Source organism: Martelella lutilitoris, from assembly GCF_005924265.1.
Classification (GTDB): Bacteria; Pseudomonadota; Alphaproteobacteria; order Rhizobiales; family Rhizobiaceae; genus Martelella; species Martelella lutilitoris.
Genome location: NZ_VCLB01000001.1, coordinates 93,608 through 110,688 on the forward strand (window position 1 = coordinate 93,608; position 17,081 = coordinate 110,688).

Consider the following 17,081-nt stretch of genomic DNA (forward strand, 5'->3'; position numbering starts at 1 on the left):
CTCTGTTACATGCGCGCGGAGAACGACAGGCGTTCGATCCGCTCGAGAATATCCTGCAGATGGCGGCGCAGCTTTTCCGCTTTCTCCTCGTCATAGGCGAATGGCGGCGCTTCGGCGGCAAGATGGGTCGACTGCGCCAGTTCCATCTGGATGGCGTGAATGCCGGTCTCCGGCCTGCCGTAATGCCGCGTCGTCCAGCCGCCCTTGAAGCGGCCATTGACGGCATAATCGTAGCCCGGCGCCAGCGAAACGACGCTCTCCACGGCTGCTTCAAATTCCGGCGCGCAGGTTGTGCCGAGATTGGTGCCGATGTTGAAATCCGGCAGCTTGCCCTCGAACAGAAACGGAATATGCGAGCGGATCGAGTGGCAGTCATAGAGAATGGCGATGCCGTGCTCCTGACGTACCCGCTCAAGCTCGGCTGCAAGGGCTGCATGATAGGGCCTATGGAAGGCCTCAAGCCGTTCGGCGCTATCGGCATCGTCCGGCGCTTCGCCATCCTTCCAGATCGCGACGCCGTCGAAATCGGTTTCGGGTACCAGACCGGTCGTATTCTGACCCGGATAGAGGCTGACGCCCGCCGGATCGCGATTGGCATCGATGACATAGCGATGGAAATTCGCCTTCACCGTGGTCGCGCCGTCGAGCAGACCATCATAGAGCCGGTCGACATGCCAGTCGGTATCGGCCAGCAGGCGGCCGTTCTCGTTCAGCCGCGCCTCGATTTCGGGCGGGACAAAGGTGCCGGTGTGGGGGAAGCCCAGAACGACGGGCGATGCGCCCTGTTTGACGATAACGGGATCGATCATGGGACAATATTCCTACGTCTAGTGTTACTGCTTGCGCCGCTTGCCCTCATCCGGCCTTCGGCCACCTTCTCCCCAAGGGGAGAAGGGCACGCCGGCGAGGCTCTGCCTGTCCGCGCGTTCCGGCGCTGGCTGCTTCGCTCACCCTCGCCCCGCGGGGGAGAGGGTGGCGCGGATGCGCCGGGTGAGGGGCGGAACCCCGGTGTGGGCGGTCGCACACCTTCCCTTTCCACAAGTGCCATCAAACCTTCAACTCCGGCAACACCCCTGCCCCGACCGCATCGATCAGTACGCCGTCGCGCACCGCCATCGCAGCCTTCTCAAGATCGTCGGCCATGTAGCGGTCGTCTTCGAGCGTCGGCACCAGTCCTCGGAATGCGGCAATCCCCCCTTGCAGAGCCGGACTGGTGGAAAGCGGCGCGCGCAGTTCCACGCCCTGAACGCTGCAAAGCGCCTCAATGCCGATGATGTCCGCAAGATTTTCCGTCATCTGCAGCAGGCGACGAGCGCCGTGGCAGGCCATGGACACATGGTCCTCCTGGTTGGCGGAGGTCGGCGTGGAATCGACAGACGCCGGGTGCGACATCTGCTTGTTCTCGCTCATCAGCGCGGCGGAGGTGACCTCGGCAATCATCAGCCCGGAATTGAGCCCCGGCTTCTTCGACAGAAAGGCCGGAAGCCCGAAGGAGAGCGCCGGGTCCACCAGAAGCGCAATGCGGCGCTGGGCAATCGCGCCGAGCTCCGAAACGGCAATGGCAATCTGGTCGGCGGCAAACGCCACCGGCTCGGCGTGGAAATTGCCGCCGGAAACGACGCTGTCGTCGGAAAGCACCAGCGGATTGTCTGTCGCCGCATTGGCCTCGATTTCCAGCGTGCGACCGGCCTGGCGCAGAAGATCGAGGCAGGCGCCATCGACCTGCGGCTGGCAGCGGATACAGTACGGATCCTGCACCCGCTCGTCGCCTTCGATATGGGACACGCGGATTTCGGAACCTTCGAGCAGACCGCGCAGGCTGGCGGCGGCATCGATCTGGCCCTGGTGGCCGCGCAACGTGTGGATATCCGGATGGAAGGGCGCGGGCGAGCCCATCGCCGCATCGGTGGACAGCGCGCCGGTGATTAGCGCCGTCTGGGCACAGCGGAAAGCGCGGAAGAGCCCGGCAAGTGCGAGCGCAGTGGAGACCTGCGTGCCGTTGATCAGCGCGAGGCCTTCCTTGGCTGCCAAGGTGACCGGGGTCAGCCCCGCCCGTGCCAATGCCTCAGCGCCGGAAAGCCGCTCTCCGGCAAAGAAGGCCTCGCCCTCGCCCATCATCACCGCCGCCATATGGGCAAGCGGCGCAAGATCGCCGGAGGCGCCGACGGAGCCCTTTTCGGGGATCAGCGGGGTGACGCCCTTTTCGATCATCGCCTCGATCAGACGGACGAGTTCCAGGCGCACGCCGGACGCGCCGCGCCCGAGCGAGATCAGCTTCAGCACCATGATCAGACGGACGATCTCGGCGGACAGCGGCGCGCCGACCCCGCAGCAATGCGAGAGGATCAGATTGCGCTGCAGGGTCGCCGTATCGGCGGCGTCGATCTTGATCGAGGCGAGTTTGCCGAAACCGGTATTGATGCCGTAGACCGGCGCGTTGCCGGCGGCGATCCGGGCAATGCGGGCGGCCGCCTTTTCGATGGCAGCGTCGCAGGACGGCGCAAGCCTTGCCGGCTCGACACCGCGATAGACCTCTTCCAGCACGGCAAGCGTAACGGAACCGGGTTCAAGGGTGATCGTCACAGCCGGACCTCCCGACCTTCAGCGTAAAGGCGATCAAGCGGATTGAAGCCGATGCGGTAGACCAGCTCTGCCGGCGCATCGATATCCCAGATGGCGATGTCCGCCGCCTTGCCGGCTTCGAGCGTGCCCGTTTCTTCCGAAAGGCCGAGGGCGACCGCCGCGTTGCGGGTGACGCCGGCGAGGCATTCCGAGACGGTCAGGCCAAACAGCGTTGCGCCCATGTTCATGGTCAGGAGAAGCGAGGTCAGCGGCGAGGTTCCGGGATTGCAGTCGGTCGCAAGCGCGATCTTCGCACCGGCCTCACGCAGGGCGGCGACGGGCGGAAGCTGCTTTTCCTTCAGCGTGTAGAACGCGCCGGGCAGGAGCACCGCGACCGACCCGGCTTCAGCCATTGCCTTCGCGCCGGCCGCATCGAGATACTCCAGATGATCGGCGGAAAGCGCGCCGAAGGAGGCCGCCATTTCCGCGCCGTGAAGGTTGGAAAGCTGTTCGGCATGGAGCTTGACCGGCAGGCCGAGCGCCGTTGCCTTTTCGAACACCGGCTTCAGTTCGTCTGGCGAAAAGGCAATGCCCTCGCAGAATGCATCGACGGCATCGACAAGGCCCTGCGCATGGGCAACCTCGAGACCGGGCAGGACCACCTCCGCGATATAGTCGCCGTTACGTCCCCCGTATTCCGGCGGCGTGGCGTGGGCAGCAAGCCAGGTGGTCTTGATGCGAACGGGCCGCAGCGCGGCAAGACGGCGGGCGGCGCGCAGCATCTTCAGTTCGGCCTCGACATTGAGCCCGTAGCCGGATTTGATTTCGATGGTGGCCACGCCCTCGGCAATCAGCGCGTCGAGGCGCGGCAGGGCCGTTTCGACCAGGTCATCCTCCGAAAGCGCATTGGTGGCCGAAACCGTTGAGACGATGCCGCCGCCGGCGCGGGCGATCTCCTCATAGGGCACGCCCTCGAGCCGCATCTCGAATTCCTTCGCGCGGCTGCCGCCATAGACGATGTGGGTGTGGCAATCGATCAGCGAGGGCGTGACCAGCCTGCCGCCGCAATCGACCGTCTCGAAACCGGCGCAGTCCGGCGGGAGCCCGTCTTCGGGCCCGACATAGGTAATCCGCCCGTCGCGGACGGCCAGAACACCGGAAACTGGCGCGATGTCGCCGCCGGTCATCGCGGAAATCCGGGCATTGGTAAAAAGCGTGTTCGGCGCAGAACGCATCTCTTCCCCCTTATTGTCTTGGTTGATTATTATGTATATACATAACGAAACGATCAGCAAGAATAAATTTCGAGGCGGAACCGACCAGATGCCCCAGACGCCAATGACGATCTTCGCAGAAAACGTGCTGACACCGGAAGGCTGGCGCTCGAATGCGCGTCTTTCGCTCGCAGAAGGGCGCATTTCCGGCCTTGCCTTCGAGCAGGCGCCGGAGGCCGGGGACGAGCGACACGGGACCATCGTGCCGGCTGTGGCCAATCTCCATTCCCATGCCTTCCAGCGCGCCATGGCCGGCCTTGCCGAACGCCGCGGCCCGGCCAGCGACAATTTCTGGAGCTGGCGGGAAGTGATGTACCGCTTCACCTTCGCCATCGAACCGGACGAGGCCGAGGCGATCGCGGCGCAGCTTTACATGGAAATGCTGGAAGCGGGCTTTTGCCGCGTCGGCGAGTTCAACTATCTGCACAATGACAAGGACGGCAGCCATTACGGAAACATCGGCGAGATGGCCGAGCGCATTGGCGCTGCGGCGTCTGAAACCGGCATCGGCCTGACGCTGCTGCCGGTCTTCTACGCCCACTCGAATTTCGGCGGCGCGGAACCGAACAATGGCCAGCGCCGCTTCATCCATGATCGCGACAGCTTTCAGCGGCTGATGGAAGCCTCGGCAAAAGTGGTTGCCGGGCTGGAAAGCGCCGTTCTCGGCGTCGCCCCGCATTCCCTGCGCGCCGTCACCCCGGAAGAGCTCGCATTTTCCGAAAGCATGACGGACGGCCCGGTGCACATGCATATCGCCGAGCAGACGAAGGAAGTCGACGACTGCCTTGCCTGGAGCGGAAAGCGCCCGGTTGAATGGCTGCTCGACAATACCGGCGTCGATGGGCGCTGGTGCCTGATCCACGCGACACACATGACCGACGCCGAGACCGATGGCCTTGCAAAGTCCGGCGCGGTCGCCGGCCTTTGCCCCGTGACCGAAGCCAATCTCGGCGACGGCATCTTCCCCGCAAGCCGGTTCCTTGGCGCAGGCGGCCGCTTCGGCATTGGCTCGGACTCCAATGTGCTGATCGGCCTTGCCGATGAGTTGCGCCAGCTCGAATATGCCCAGCGTCTCGGCGAACGGGCCCGCAACGTCATCGCCGAAACCGGCGGCACGACCGGTCGCCGCCTGTTTGACGGCGCGCTTGCCGGCGGAGCTCAGGCCATGGGGATCGAGGCTGGCATTTTCAAAGGCGCGCCGGGAAACTTCTTCTCGCTCGACGATAGCGCCGCCCCGTGGCTGAAGGACGATCAGGCGCTCGACGGCTTCATCTTCGCAAACCAGGTGAAGCCGGATTGCGTCTGGGTGAACGGCACAAAACAGGTCGAGGGCGGGCGTCACCGCAAACGCACGGCGATTTCGGCCCGCTTCCGCAAGGCCATGACGGCGCTGATGGAACGCTCGGCATAGGCGCATACCCCTTTGGCAGGCTCGGGAGGCGTGCTAGGAGGAAACAACCGTCCTTCCCCCTCCCTCCCAAGGAGCGCCCATGTCTGACGCACACCCCCTTCCCAAAGCCCAAGACCTCCCCTACCGCCCCAATGTCGGCGTGATGATCCTGAACCCTGAAGGCAAGGTCTGGCTCGGCCGCCGCCTTTCGGAGGGCAATTCGGAATCCGACGGTTCACCACAGCTCTGGCAGATGCCGCAGGGCGGCATCGATCCGGGCGAGGCCCCGCTCGAGGCAGCCAGGCGCGAGCTCTACGAGGAGACCGGTATGAAGACGGTCAAGCTTCTCGGCGAATCAAAGGGCTGGATCAATTACGACCTGCCCGACCACCTGATCGGCATCGGGCTCAAGGGTCGCTATCGCGGCCAGACCCAGCGCTGGTTCGCCTTTCGCTTTCTTGGGTCTGACGGCGAGATCGCGATCAACCCGCCGCCGGAGGGCCACATGCAGGAGTTCGATGCCTGGCAGTGGACCGATATCGACGAACTTGCCGGCCTGATCGTCGATTTCAAGCGTGCCGTCTACGAGCAGGTGGTGGCCGAATTCCGGCATCTGGCCAAGGGCTGACCCGGAACGTGAAAAAGGCCCGAACCGCTTTGGTCCGGGCCCTTGAAATACAAAAGCGAATGCGCCTTACTCGGCTTCGTCGGTCGCGCCGGCGTTCAGCTGGGCGTATTTTTTCTCGCCGAGCGATTCCAGGAGTTCGAGCTGGGTTTCGAGGAAGTCGATATGGCCTTCTTCGTCGATCATCAGCTCCTCGAACAGCTTCATGCTGACGTAATCGCCGGCCTCGTGACAGATATCACGGGATTCCTTGTAGGAATTGCGCGCCTCATATTCGCCGGCGAGATCGCCCTCGAGCACTTCCTTCACCGTCTGGCCGATACGCAGCGGCGCCACGGTCTGGAGGTTCGGATGGCCTTCGAGGAAGATGATGCGGTCGGTCAGCTTGTCGGCGTGGTGCATCTCTTCGATGGACTCGGCACGCTCCTTGGACGCCAGCTTGGTCAGGCCCCAGTCCTGCAACAGACGGTAATGCAGCCAGTACTGGTTGACGGCGCCGAGCTCAAGAAACAGTGCTTCGTTCAGCCGCTCGATTACTTTTTTGTCGCCTTTCAACGTCCGTTCTCCTTTTTTCTTCTTGGAACTTCTTCAGGCGGCTCAAAAAATCACAAAACTCAGCGCCGGTCGAGTCGCGATTGACGTGATACTGCTCGGAGGTCCGGACGATGATATCGATGACGTTGGGGAAGCAGCCGCAGCAGCGGCCGCGCTTCTGCATGCGGTTGTAAACCGTGCCGGGAACGATGATGCGCCAGCAATCCTCATCGAGGAGCTCGTTCACCACGTCGACGATTTCTTTTTCAGTTACAAAATTACAGCTGCAGACAAGCATGCGCTTCACCATTGACGTTCGTCAGCGATCTTCCCTTATTTGCAAAAGGAGAGGGTCGCTGTCAAGATTAAACGCTATCGCCAGCGCTCACGTCACGTTGAAGCAGCATCTGCCGCCGAAAGGTCTTTATTTGATGGAGGCCATGGCGCAGGGATCGATGCCATAGGAGGGCGCGCAGCCCGGCTTGCCTGCCGCGATACTGCCCGGCGCGGCCAGAGACGCCGCCATGATGATCAAAGCCGCACCTGCAAACAGAACAGCAATTGACTTACCCATTTTCAAAGACACCTTGTTTCAGTAGGACCGGCAAGGTCATCTTCCCGATGACCTTTCAATAATTGGTAAAGACGTAAGCCATGTGACGGGTTCCGCAGAACACGCGCATTTTTCTCTCGTTCAGGCGAAAACCCCGCCATGTGGGCTGTTCAGGCGGTTCGGCCGAACTGGCCGTGCTGGCGATATTGCACGAGGTAAGTCGGCAGGATCGCGTCAAGCTGGGCGGGGCGAATGCCGAGACCTGCAAGCGTGCGGCCCTCGGCAGCTGCCTCCTCGGAGACGACATTGTCCGCCTTCAGGAGCTTCACCTGATCGGCCGTCAGCGGCGGAGCGATCAGCGGTACGGAACCGGCAATGCCGCCGAAGAACGAAGCGAGGCCGAAGGGCAGCGACACGAGACCGCGCTTGCGACCGGTCACGCGCAGCACCTCCTCGAGACATTCGCGGAAGGTCAGCACATCGCGACCGCCGAGCTCGTAGACCTTGCCGCCTTCGACCTTGCCGTCGACGGCGCGGGCGATCACTTCGGCGACGTCAGCCACATAGACGGGCTGGAACTTCGTCTTGCCGCCGCCGATCAGAGGCAGGAAGGGCGAGATCAGCGACATCTTGCCGAACTTGTTGAAGAAGTCGTCCTCCGGTCCGAAGATGATCGAGGGACGGACGATCACGGCTTCCGGCAGGATCTCCCGGACGGAAGCCTCGGCCTTGGCCTTGGAGCGGGCATAGTGCGATTCGCTTTTCTCGTCGGCGCCGATTGCCGAAACGTGGGTCAGCGTGGCGCCGGCATCGCGCGCGCATTCGGCCACGAGGCGGGCGCCGTCGGCCTGCACCGCGTTAAACCCGTTCTTGCCGCTTTCAAACAGGATGCCGACGCAGTTGACGACATGATCGGCGCCTTCAACAGCCCGACGCACCGAGTCGGGATAGCGCAGATTGGACTGGAAGAAGGTGATCTGCCCGACATTGCCGAGCGGCTGCAGGAACAGCGCGAGATCCGGCCGGCGCACGGCAACGCGGATGCGATAGCCCCGCTTTGCGAGCGCGCGGACAACATAACGCCCGACGAAACCCGACCCGCCGAAAACCGTGACCAGCGGAGGAATGTTCGATAGCGTCATGCCTAGCTCCTGAAATCGCCGAAAGCCGAATTGATTATATGAGTGCAATAGCCCAAACCGGGCCGAAGGTGAAGGGTCAAGCTGACGCAGTTTTCGCAGGCGCAGCAGACCTCACATTATTTCCCGCCTGGCGTGTCCAAAGTGACACATTGCCCCTTATGCGAACCCTGTTCCTACTGACATAGCGTTCTCGATATCGGCGACAATGGCCTTAGCCGCCGCCTTCGGATCGTCCGCCCGGAGGATCGGTCGGGCGACGACGAGGTGGGACGCGCCGGCGGAAATGGCCTTGGCCGGCGTCATCACCCGCTTCTGGTCGTCCGAGGATACACCCGAAGGCCGGATGCCGGGCGTGACGATGGCGCGATCGGGGCCGATGATATCGCGCACCAGCACCGCTTCGGCCGCCGAACAGACGATGCCGCCCATGCCCGCGTCCGCCGCCTGCGCGGCGCGGCGCTTCACCAGCGCCTGCGCATCGCCCGGATAGCCGGCCTCGGCAAGATCGGCGTCATCCATCGAGGTGAGCACCGTCACGCCGAGAAGGCAGAGCCCGGAGCCCTCGGCCGCTTCCACGGCCGCGCGCATGGCTTTGGGATAGGCATGCAGCGTCAGCATCGACATGCCCATCTTGGCGATGTTCTCGACACCCTTGGCGACCGTATTGTCGATGTCGAGCAGCTTCATATCGAGGAAGATCTGCTTGCCGTCGGCAGCCAGTTCGCGGGCAAAGGATAGCCCGCCGGCGAAGGCAAGTTGGTAGCCGATCTTGTAGAAGGAGACGCTGTCGCCGAGCCGCGCGACCATCTGCGCCGCCTCGTCCACACTCGGGACATCCAGTCCCACGATCAAGCGTTCGCGTGCGCTCATGCCATTCCCCTTCTTGCCGATAGCCGTTCTGGGAGCCTCAAGTCGCACAAAACCGCTCGGATGGGAAGCAAAAAGGCCGGGTCAGACCCGCATCGGCATCAGCACATAAAGCGCGTTCTCGCTGTCAGTGTCGCGCACCAGCGTCGGCGAGCCGGCGTCGGCGAACAGGAAGATCGCCTCGTCGCCGGTCAGCTGCGAGGTGATGTCGAGCAGATATTTGGCATTGAAGCCGATATCCATGGCCTCGCTGTCATAGCCGACGGCGAGTTCATCGGTGGCGCTGCCCGAATCGGGATTGTTGACGGTGAGCGTCAGCTGGCCTTCGGCAAGCGACAATTTGACGGCGCGGCCGCGCTCCGACGAAACGGTCGACACGCGATCGACCGCCTTGGCGAAGGCATCGCATTCGATCCGCATCTCGCGGTCGTTATTGGCCGGGATGACGCGCTGGTAATCCGGGAAGGTGCCGTCGATCAGCTTGGAGGTGATGACCACTGAGCCGATGGTAAAGCGGATCTTCGCGTCTGAGACTTCGACACTGACAATGATCTCAGGGTCATCGACGAGCTTCTGCAACTCGCCGACGGTCTTGCGGGGTATGATGACGCCCGGCATGTTCTCGCAGCCGGACGGCGCATCGATCTCGGCGCGCGCCAGACGGTGGCCGTCGGTGGCGACCGCGCGCAGCTTCAGCTCGGAGCCTTCGGTCATGGCGTGGAAATAGATGCCGTTGAGATAGTAGCGCGTTTCCTCGGTCGAGATCGCGAACTGGGTGCGGTCGATCAGCATCTTCAGATCGGCGGCCTTCAGCTTGAAGGCATGGCTGAACGTGCCGGCGGTCAGGTCCGGGAAATCCTCCTGCGGCAGGCACTGCAGCGAGAACTTGGACTTGCCGGAGGCGACCGAAATGGTCTGGCCGTCTGAGGCCGTTGCCAGCGAAACCTCGGCGCCGTCGGAAAGCTTGCGCACGATCTCGTAGAGCAGGTGGGCCGGAACGGTTGTCGCGCCCGCCTGCTCGACCATGGCCGGCGTCTTCTCGGTGATCTCGAGGTCAAGGTCGGTCGCCTTCATTTCGAGATCATTGCCCTCGGCCTTCAACAGAACGTTGGAGAGAATCGGAATGGTGTTGCGGCGCTCGACCACGCGGTGAACATGGTTCAGGGACTTCAGAAGGTCGGATCTTTCGAGCGTGATACGCATGACTTTCGCTTTCACTCTTTCGCACGGGTCAAATGCCGGACGGCAATCGAACGGGGCCACGCGTCCGAAAAGGCCACGGGCGGGGAGACAAAATGACAGCAAATCCGCGCCGATTGCAAGGCCCGCCATCAAGCCTCCACCCATATTCCGCCCACCCCCGGGCCGCAGAGATGCCCTCTCCCCTTGTCGCGGCCTGACGGCCATGATCAAAGAGGGAAACCGGGGACGTGAGATGAGCGACGGCAACAGATTTGAAATCGCGGGACATTCGATCGAGGCAAGGCCCCTTTCGCCCGGCCTCTACCTTGTCGCCACCCCGATCGGCAATCTCGGCGATATCACCGTGCGCGCGCTCGAGACCCTTGCCGGCGCGGACATCCTCGCCTGCGAGGATACGCGCGTGACCCGCAAGCTGCTCGACCGCTTCGCCATCGCCAAGCGCCCCTTCGCCTATCACGAGCACAATGCGGAAAAGGCCGGGGAGCAGCTGATGACGGCCCTTCGCGCGGGAAAGAGCGTCGCCCTCGTCTCCGATGCCGGAACGCCGCTCGTCTCCGACCCCGGCTACAGGCTCGCAGGCCTGGCGATCGCCGAGGACATCAAGGTTGTGCCGATCCCCGGCGCTTCCGCGCCGCTGGCAGCCCTTGTCGGCGCGGGGCTGCCCAATGATGCCTTTTTCTTTGCCGGCTTCCTGCCGCACAAGGACAAGGGCCGCCGCGACCGGCTGGCGGAACTGGCGGATATTCCGGCAACGCTGATCTTCTTCGAATCGCCCCATCGCATCGGCGCGACGCTTGAGGCGGCAAGTGCGGTACTCGGCGAAAGCCGGCAGGCCGCCGTCTGCCGGGAATTGACCAAGACCTATGAGGAATTCCGGCGCGGCACGCTTGGCGAGCTTGCGGAGGCCTATCGCCAAGCGGAGGTCAAAGGCGAGATCGTGCTCGTCATCGGCCCGCCGCCCGAGCCGGAAGCGCCGGGGGAGGCGGATGTCGACGCGCTTCTGCAGGCGCTTGTCGCCGATATGCCTGCGGCAAAGGCTGCAGCGCAGGCGGCGAGACAGACCGGCCTTGCGCGCAAGGATCTCTACCAGCGACTTCTCGACCTGAAGCACGGCGATGGCGCGTGAGGCGACGAGACGGCGGGATGCGGAACGCCGCGGCCGGCGCGCGGAAAGCCTTGCCGCCCTTTACCTTCGCCTGAAAGGTTACCGCATCCTTGCCATGCGCTTCAAATGCCATGCCGGCGAAATCGACATCATCGCCCGCAAAGGCGACCTCGCCGTCTTTGTCGAGGTCAAGGCGCGCGTCAGCGAGCAGCTCGCCGTCGACGCCGTGACCGCCTCTGCCCAAAGACGCATCCGCGCGGCCTCCGATGTCTGGCTCTCGCGGCAGGCCGACGCCCATCGCCTGTCGCAACGATACGACATCCTCGCCTGCCTGCCCCGCCGCCTGCCGCGGCATTTCCCCGATGCATTTTGACGATACGAACATTGAAGATGCGCAAATGAAAGGATGAGCGCCTTCGGTTTTATAAAAGTGAAACAAATTCGTCGTTCAGACGTCACGCAACAACGATACCCCCGCTTCCATCATCCATCACGATGATTACTCAGATTCTGAACGGGGACTTTCATGATGAAGAAATTTGTTCTGGCCGCGCTGACCGTCGGCCTTTCAAGCTCGACGGCCTTCGCCGCAACCCAGGTGCAGTGGTGGCATGCCATGGGCGGTGAACTTGGCAAGAAAGTTGACGAGATCGTCGCTGGTTACAACGCCTCCCAGGACGAATACGAAGTGGTCGCTTCGTACAAGGGCGGTTATGCCGACACGATGAATTCCGCGATCGCGGCCTTCCGCGCAGGCCAGCAACCGGCCATCGTTCAGGTTTACGAAGTCGGCACCGGCACGATGATGGCCGCCAAGGGCGCGATCTATCCGGTCTATCAGCTGATGAAGGAAACCGGCGAAGATTTCGATCCGAACGCCTTCCTGCCTGCAGTAGTCGGCTACTACACCGATACCGACGGCAACATGCTGTCCATGCCCTTCAACTCCTCCACGCCGATCCTCTATTACAACAAGGACGTCTTCGAAAAGGCCGGTCTCGACCCGAACACGCCGCCGAAGACCTGGGCCGAGATGGAAGAGTTTTCCAAGAAGATCGTCGACAGCGGTGCGGCTGACTGCGGCTTCACCACGGGCTGGGTCTCCTGGATCCAGACCGAGAATTTCTCCGCCTGGCACAACGTCCCGCTCGGCACCGAAGAAAACGGCTTCGGCGGCCTCGACGCCCGTCTGACCATGAACGGACCGGTTCAGGCCAAGCACTGGGGCAACATGAAGAAGTGGGCTGACGAGGGTCTTTACAAATATGCCGGCCCTGTCGGCGGCGACGATGCCCAGCCGCTCTTCTATGCCCAGACCTGCGCCATGATGATGAACTCGTCCGCTTCGCGCGCCGGCGTCATGGCCAACGCCAAGGACTTCGACGTCGGCTTCGGCATGCTGCCCTATTACGACGACGTCGACGGCGCTCCGCAGAACTCGATCATCGGCGGCGCAACGCTTTGGGTTCTCCAGGGCCAGAAGGACAATGCCGTCTACGAGGGCGTGGCCGACTTCTTCTCCTACCTGTCCTCGCCGGAAGTCCAGGCCGACTGGCACCAGTTCTCCGGTTATCTGCCGATCACCAATGCCGCTTACGAACTCGGCCAGGAACAGGGCTATTACGAAGCCAATCCGGGCGCCGATGTCGGCATCAAGGAAATCACGCTGAACCCGCCGACCGCCAATTCCAAGGGTCTTCGCTTCGGCAACTATGTTCAGATCCGCAACATCATCGACGATGAATTCGAAGCCATGCTCAACAACAAGAAGGACGCCCAGGGCGCTCTCGACAGCGTTGTTTCGCGCGGCAACGAGCTGCTCGTCGAGTTCCAGGCCGCCAACCAGTAAATCCGGCACCTGGCAACAAACGGGTCCGCACTTTTCTGTGCGGACCTTCTTCTGTCTTCCGACACGCTTGCGCGTCGGCATTTTTCCAAAAGCACACCATGTCAACGAAGCGCACGATCTTCCGCAATCCGGTTTTGCCGTATCTGCTGCTGGCCCCCCAGATGGCGATTACGGTGATTTTCTTTTTGTGGCCAGCCGGACAGGCGATCCGACAATCCTTCCTTCGCGAAGATGCTTTCGGCTTCAAGACCACCTTCGTGGGCCTTGCGAACTATACTCGTCTGTTTCATGACCCGGTTTATATCAACTCGGCAAAGGTGACCGTCGTCTTCGCGCTATCGGTCGCGCTGCTCTCGATGGGGCTTGCGCTGTTGTTTGCCGTCGCGGTCGACCGCCTGGTGAAATCGGCGCAGACCTATACGACGCTTCTGGTCTGGCCCTATGCCGTCGCGCCTGCGGTGGCGGGCGTTTTGTGGTGGTTCATCTTCAATCCGACCCTCGGCGTCTTGCCCTATCTGCTCAGACAGGTCGGCTATGATTTCAGCCAGACGGCGTCTTCGACGGACGCCATGATCCTTGTCGTGATCGCGGCAAGCTGGAAACAGGTAAGCTACAATTTCCTGTTCTTTCTGGCCGGCCTGCAATCGATCCCGCGCGCGCTTCGCGAAGCCGCTGCAATCGATGGCTCCGGTCCGTTCAAGCGCTTCTGGACGATCACGTTTCCCCTGCTCTCCCCGACGACGTTTTTCCTGATGGTCGTCAACGTCGTCTACACCATGTTCGACACCTTCGGCGTGATCGATGCGACAACGGCAGGCGGGCCCGCGCAGGCCACCAACATCCTCGTCTACAAGGTCTATCAGGACGGCTATATCGGCCTCAACCTCGGTTCCTCGGCCGCCCAGTCCGTGGTCCTGATGCTCGTCGTGATCGCACTGACGGTGATCCAGTTCCGCTTCATCGAACGCCGCGTCGAATACTGAGGAAAAAACCATGGTTGAAAACAAGCGCTGGCTCGACGTCCTCGCCCATGCCGTCTTGCTGCTCGGGCTGCTGGTTGTCGCCTTCCCGGTCTATATCGCGGTGATTGCCTCGACCCATGCATCCGGCGATTTTCTGTCGGGCATGATCCCGCTCCTGCCCAGTACGCATGCGTTCGAAAACTACAAGGCCATTCTCTTCTCGGGGATCGACAACTCCGGCACGCCGCCGATCTCGCTGATGCTGTTCAACAGCCTGCTGATGGCCCTGATCGTCGCCATCGGCAAGATCGCGATCTCGATCACCTCGGCCTTTGCGATCGTCTATTTCCGGTTCCGCTTCCGCATGCTCGCCTTCTGGCTGATCTTCGTCACGCTGATGCTGCCCGTGGAAGTCCGCATCATGCCAACCTACAAGGTGGTTGCCGATCTCGGCATGCTGAACAGCTATGCGGGGCTGTCGCTGCCGCTGATTGCCTCTGCCACGGCAACATTCCTGTTTCGTCAGGTTTTTCTCACCATGCCGGACGAACTGACCGAGGCCGCCCGCATCGATGGCGCAGGCCCGATGAAATTCTTCAAGGATATGCTGCTGCCGCTCTCCCGCACGAACATGGCAGCGCTGTTCGTCATTCTCTTCATCTTTGGCTGGAACCAGTATCTCTGGCCGCTGCTCGTGACCACGGATGAGCGTTTTTACACCATTGTGATGGGCATCAAACGCATGTCGGATGCCGTTGACGCCGAGCCGCGCTGGCACCTGGTGATGGCATCCGTGACGCTGGCCATGCTGCCGCCGGTTCTGGTCGTCATTTTCATGCAGAAGCTCTTCGTGAAGGGCCTCGTCGAGACGGAGAAATAAACATGGCCTCAATAACGCTTGAGAACATTGCGAAGGTCTATCCCGGCGGCACCAGAGCCGTCAGCGATATCAATCTCGACATTGCCGATGGCGAGTTCATTGTGCTCGTCGGGCCGTCCGGATGCGGCAAATCCACTCTGCTGCGCATGGTTGCCGGACTGGAGACCATTTCCGACGGTCAAGCCCGGATCGGAGACAAGACGGTCAACACTGTCGAACCGGCCGATCGCGACATTGCCATGGTGTTTCAAAACTATGCGCTCTATCCGCATATGAGCGTCTACAACAATCTCGCCTATGGCCTGAAGAACCGCAAGACACCGAAAAACGAGATCGACAGGCGAATCCGGGCGGCAGCGAAAATGCTGGAGATCGAACAATATCTCGAACGCAAGCCGCGCGCCCTTTCCGGCGGGCAGCGCCAGCGCGTCGCCATGGGTCGCGCGATTGTCCGCGAACCGAAAGCCTTCCTGTTCGACGAGCCGCTGTCGAACCTCGACGCCAAGCTGCGCGTTTCGATGCGCGGCGAGATCAAGCATCTGCAGAAGCGCCTCGGCACCACCTCCATCTACGTCACCCATGACCAGCTCGAGGCGATGACGCTGGCTGATCGGCTGGTCGTACTGAATGCGGGCCGCATCGAGCAGATCGGCACGCCGCTCGAGGTCTACCACAAGCCGGCCTCGACCTTCGTCGCCAACTTCATCGGCTCGCCGGCGATGAACCTGCTGTCCGCGGAGCTCAACGGTGACCGTCTCGCCGTCGGCTACAATGTGCTGGACATGACGCGCGACCTGCCGGTTGACGGCCTGCTGACGGTCGGCATCCGCGCCGAGGACCTGCAGGTCGCCGAGGATCCGGCCGCGCAGACGATCACCGCCAAGCTCGACTATGTCGAGGAGCTGGGCGCAACGCGTCTTGCCCATTGCCTGATCGGCGAGCAGAGCCTGACCGCCGCCCTTTCGCCCGCAATTCCGCTTTCCGACGAGATGCGCTTTTCGATTGATCCGGCGAAACTCCATTTCTATGATCGGGAAACCGGCAAGCGGATCCATTCCCGGAGCGCGACGGTTACAGCCTGAAGCAACGCCCATGCCGGAACTTTTCACCGATTGCGTCCACACCCTTGATGCGCCCGGCCGCGTCGAACGCGCGCGCATACTGGGACTGGAAAAATCGACGCATGTTCATGATCGCTGCCGGCAAGAACTCTCCTGCCTGCAGACGATCGAGACCGGCGAGGGCATGTCTACGAGAGACCCGCTCGCTTTCCCCTTTCAGGCGGCCGCCTGGAACCTGCAGCGCGGGCTGTTCTCCGAAAAGAGCGCCGTAAAGCTCGCCGCCGAACAGGCCGGCCTGGTGATGCTCTCGGAGATGGACAACGGCATGGCGCGCACCGCCCAGCGCCACCCGACCGCCGAGATCGCCAGCGCGCTTGGAATGGCCTATGCCTACGGCGTCGAGTTCCTCGAACTCGGCCTCGGCAATGCGGCGGAACGGCCTTATTGCAGCGATGATTTCAATGCCAAGGGCTTCCACGGCAATGCGCTTCTTGCCGCCACGGCGCTGGAGACCCCTTTCATGCTGCCGCTTTCCGGCCCGCCGATCTGGTTTTCAGAAGACAACGACCAGCCGCGCATCGGTGCGCGCATGGCGATCGGCGCGAAGATCGAGACCACCGGGGGCCCGGTCGTCGCGCTGTCGACCCACCTGGAAAGCCACGGCGACATTGAACTGCGCGAACGCCAGATGGCCGACATCTTCGACCTGATCGACTGGCATTTTTCCGACCTGCCGGTGCTGATCGGCGGCGATCTCAACACCGGCAACCGCACCGGCGGCGACCCGGACGCAGAAACCCTTTTCGATCTGGCGCGCGACAGGGGCTATCAGCGCCATGGCGGCCCGAAAGACAGGATCACCACGCGCCCGAGCCTGATCTCCGGGACGGCCCCCAAGCCGATGAAGCTCGACTGGTTTTTGTCGCGCGGCCTTCAGATTGCCGAAAGCCGCGTGATCGACGCGCTGGATGACGAGGGCACGCCCCTTTCGGATCACGATCTGCTGATCTGCACGGTCTCGGGCATCTCCGCCTGACTGAAGGCGATTGCCAAGCGCCCGCGCGGTGACTACAT

Annotated in this window: 18 protein-coding genes; 9 read left to right on the plus strand and 9 right to left on the minus strand. The window is 62.4% G+C overall.

Going from position 1 to position 17,081, the window contains the following annotated elements; genetic code table 11:
• Window positions 1–5: 5 nt before the first annotated feature.
• From hutG to hutI, 3 genes are all read right to left on the minus strand, one after another.
• Window positions 6–809: an N-formylglutamate deformylase gene (gene hutG / locus FF124_RS00410; protein WP_138746505.1), complete on the minus strand. Its 804-nt coding sequence runs from the start codon at window positions 807–809 to the stop codon at window positions 6–8.
• Between the two features lie 238 nt (window positions 810–1,047).
• On the minus strand, window positions 1,048–2,583 hold the full coding sequence (gene hutH / locus FF124_RS00415; protein ID WP_138746506.1) for a histidine ammonia-lyase: 1,536 nt from the start codon (window positions 2,581–2,583) through the stop codon (window positions 1,048–1,050).
• Complete coding sequence (gene hutI, locus FF124_RS00420; protein WP_425462498.1) at window positions 2,580–3,749, minus strand: imidazolonepropionase; 1,170 nt, start codon at window positions 3,747–3,749, stop codon at window positions 2,580–2,582. The genes hutH and hutI overlap by 4 nt, the downstream gene beginning before the upstream one ends.
• A gap of 136 nt (window positions 3,750–3,885) precedes the next feature.
• Between hutI and FF124_RS00425 the strand changes: the two genes are divergently transcribed.
• Entirely contained in the window at window positions 3,886–5,247 is a 1,362-nt protein-coding gene (locus FF124_RS00425; RefSeq protein WP_425462495.1) for a formimidoylglutamate deiminase, read from the plus strand.
• A 79-nt stretch (window positions 5,248–5,326) separates the two neighbouring features.
• Window positions 5,327–5,854, plus strand: coding sequence for an RNA pyrophosphohydrolase (locus FF124_RS00430; protein ID WP_138746508.1), 528 nt, complete (start codon window positions 5,327–5,329; stop codon window positions 5,852–5,854).
• A 66-nt stretch (window positions 5,855–5,920) separates the two neighbouring features.
• On the opposite strand, the gene bfr is transcribed toward FF124_RS00430, so the two are convergent.
• The 6 genes from bfr to dnaN all read right to left on the minus strand — a co-directional run bounded on the left by bfr (window position 5,921) and on the right by dnaN (window position 10,150).
• Window positions 5,921–6,406 carry a bacterioferritin gene (gene bfr, locus FF124_RS00435; protein ID WP_138746509.1) on the minus strand — a complete coding sequence of 162 codons (486 nt, stop codon included), beginning with the start codon at window positions 6,404–6,406 and terminating at the stop codon, window positions 5,921–5,923.
• Window positions 6,354–6,683, minus strand: a complete 330-nt coding sequence (locus tag FF124_RS00440; RefSeq protein ID WP_138746957.1) for a (2Fe-2S)-binding protein — start codon at window positions 6,681–6,683, stop codon at window positions 6,354–6,356. Before FF124_RS00440 ends, bfr begins: the two co-directional genes overlap by 53 nt.
• Window positions 6,684–6,809: 126 nt before the next feature.
• Window positions 6,810–6,959, minus strand: coding sequence for a hypothetical protein (locus FF124_RS20485; protein ID WP_187326756.1), 150 nt, complete (start codon window positions 6,957–6,959; stop codon window positions 6,810–6,812).
• Window positions 6,960–7,108: 149 nt separating this feature from the next.
• The gene (locus tag FF124_RS00445; protein ID WP_138746510.1) at window positions 7,109–8,080 is read right to left on the minus strand and encodes a complex I NDUFA9 subunit family protein; all 972 of its coding nucleotides are present in this window, start codon (window positions 8,078–8,080) and stop codon (window positions 7,109–7,111) included.
• A gap of 156 nt (window positions 8,081–8,236) precedes the next feature.
• A complete protein-coding gene (gene pyrF, locus FF124_RS00450) occupies window positions 8,237–8,950 on the minus strand; it encodes an orotidine-5'-phosphate decarboxylase (protein WP_138746511.1) in 714 nt (237 codons plus the stop codon).
• Between the two features lie 81 nt (window positions 8,951–9,031).
• A complete protein-coding gene (gene dnaN, locus FF124_RS00455; protein ID WP_138746512.1) occupies window positions 9,032–10,150 on the minus strand; it encodes a DNA polymerase III subunit beta in 1,119 nt (372 codons plus the stop codon).
• Between the two features lie 232 nt (window positions 10,151–10,382).
• On the opposite strand from dnaN, the gene rsmI reads away from it, so the two are divergent.
• The 7 genes from rsmI to FF124_RS00490 all read left to right on the plus strand — a co-directional run bounded on the left by rsmI (window position 10,383) and on the right by FF124_RS00490 (window position 17,043).
• The gene (gene rsmI, locus FF124_RS00460; protein WP_187326757.1) at window positions 10,383–11,276 is read left to right on the plus strand and encodes a 16S rRNA (cytidine(1402)-2'-O)-methyltransferase; all 894 of its coding nucleotides are present in this window, start codon (window positions 10,383–10,385) and stop codon (window positions 11,274–11,276) included.
• Window positions 11,266–11,628 carry a YraN family protein gene (locus FF124_RS00465; RefSeq protein WP_138746514.1) on the plus strand — a complete coding sequence of 121 codons (363 nt, stop codon included), beginning with the start codon at window positions 11,266–11,268 and terminating at the stop codon, window positions 11,626–11,628. Before rsmI ends, FF124_RS00465 begins: the two co-directional genes overlap by 11 nt.
• A gap of 156 nt (window positions 11,629–11,784) precedes the next feature.
• A complete protein-coding gene (gene ugpB / locus FF124_RS00470; protein WP_138746958.1) occupies window positions 11,785–13,104 on the plus strand; it encodes a sn-glycerol-3-phosphate ABC transporter substrate-binding protein UgpB in 1,320 nt (439 codons plus the stop codon).
• Window positions 13,105–13,202: 98 nt separating this feature from the next.
• A complete protein-coding gene (gene ugpA / locus FF124_RS00475) occupies window positions 13,203–14,087 on the plus strand; it encodes a sn-glycerol-3-phosphate ABC transporter permease UgpA (protein ID WP_138746515.1) in 885 nt (294 codons plus the stop codon).
• Window positions 14,088–14,097: 10 nt separating this feature from the next.
• Complete coding sequence (gene ugpE / locus FF124_RS00480) at window positions 14,098–14,946, plus strand: sn-glycerol-3-phosphate ABC transporter permease UgpE (RefSeq protein ID WP_138746516.1); 849 nt, start codon at window positions 14,098–14,100, stop codon at window positions 14,944–14,946.
• A gap of 2 nt (window positions 14,947–14,948) precedes the next feature.
• Window positions 14,949–16,028 carry a sn-glycerol-3-phosphate import ATP-binding protein UgpC gene (locus FF124_RS00485; RefSeq protein WP_138746517.1) on the plus strand — a complete coding sequence of 360 codons (1,080 nt, stop codon included), beginning with the start codon at window positions 14,949–14,951 and terminating at the stop codon, window positions 16,026–16,028.
• A 10-nt stretch (window positions 16,029–16,038) separates the two neighbouring features.
• The gene (locus FF124_RS00490) at window positions 16,039–17,043 is read left to right on the plus strand and encodes an exonuclease/endonuclease/phosphatase family protein (protein ID WP_138746518.1); all 1,005 of its coding nucleotides are present in this window, start codon (window positions 16,039–16,041) and stop codon (window positions 17,041–17,043) included.
• Window positions 17,044–17,081 lie beyond the last annotated feature (38 nt).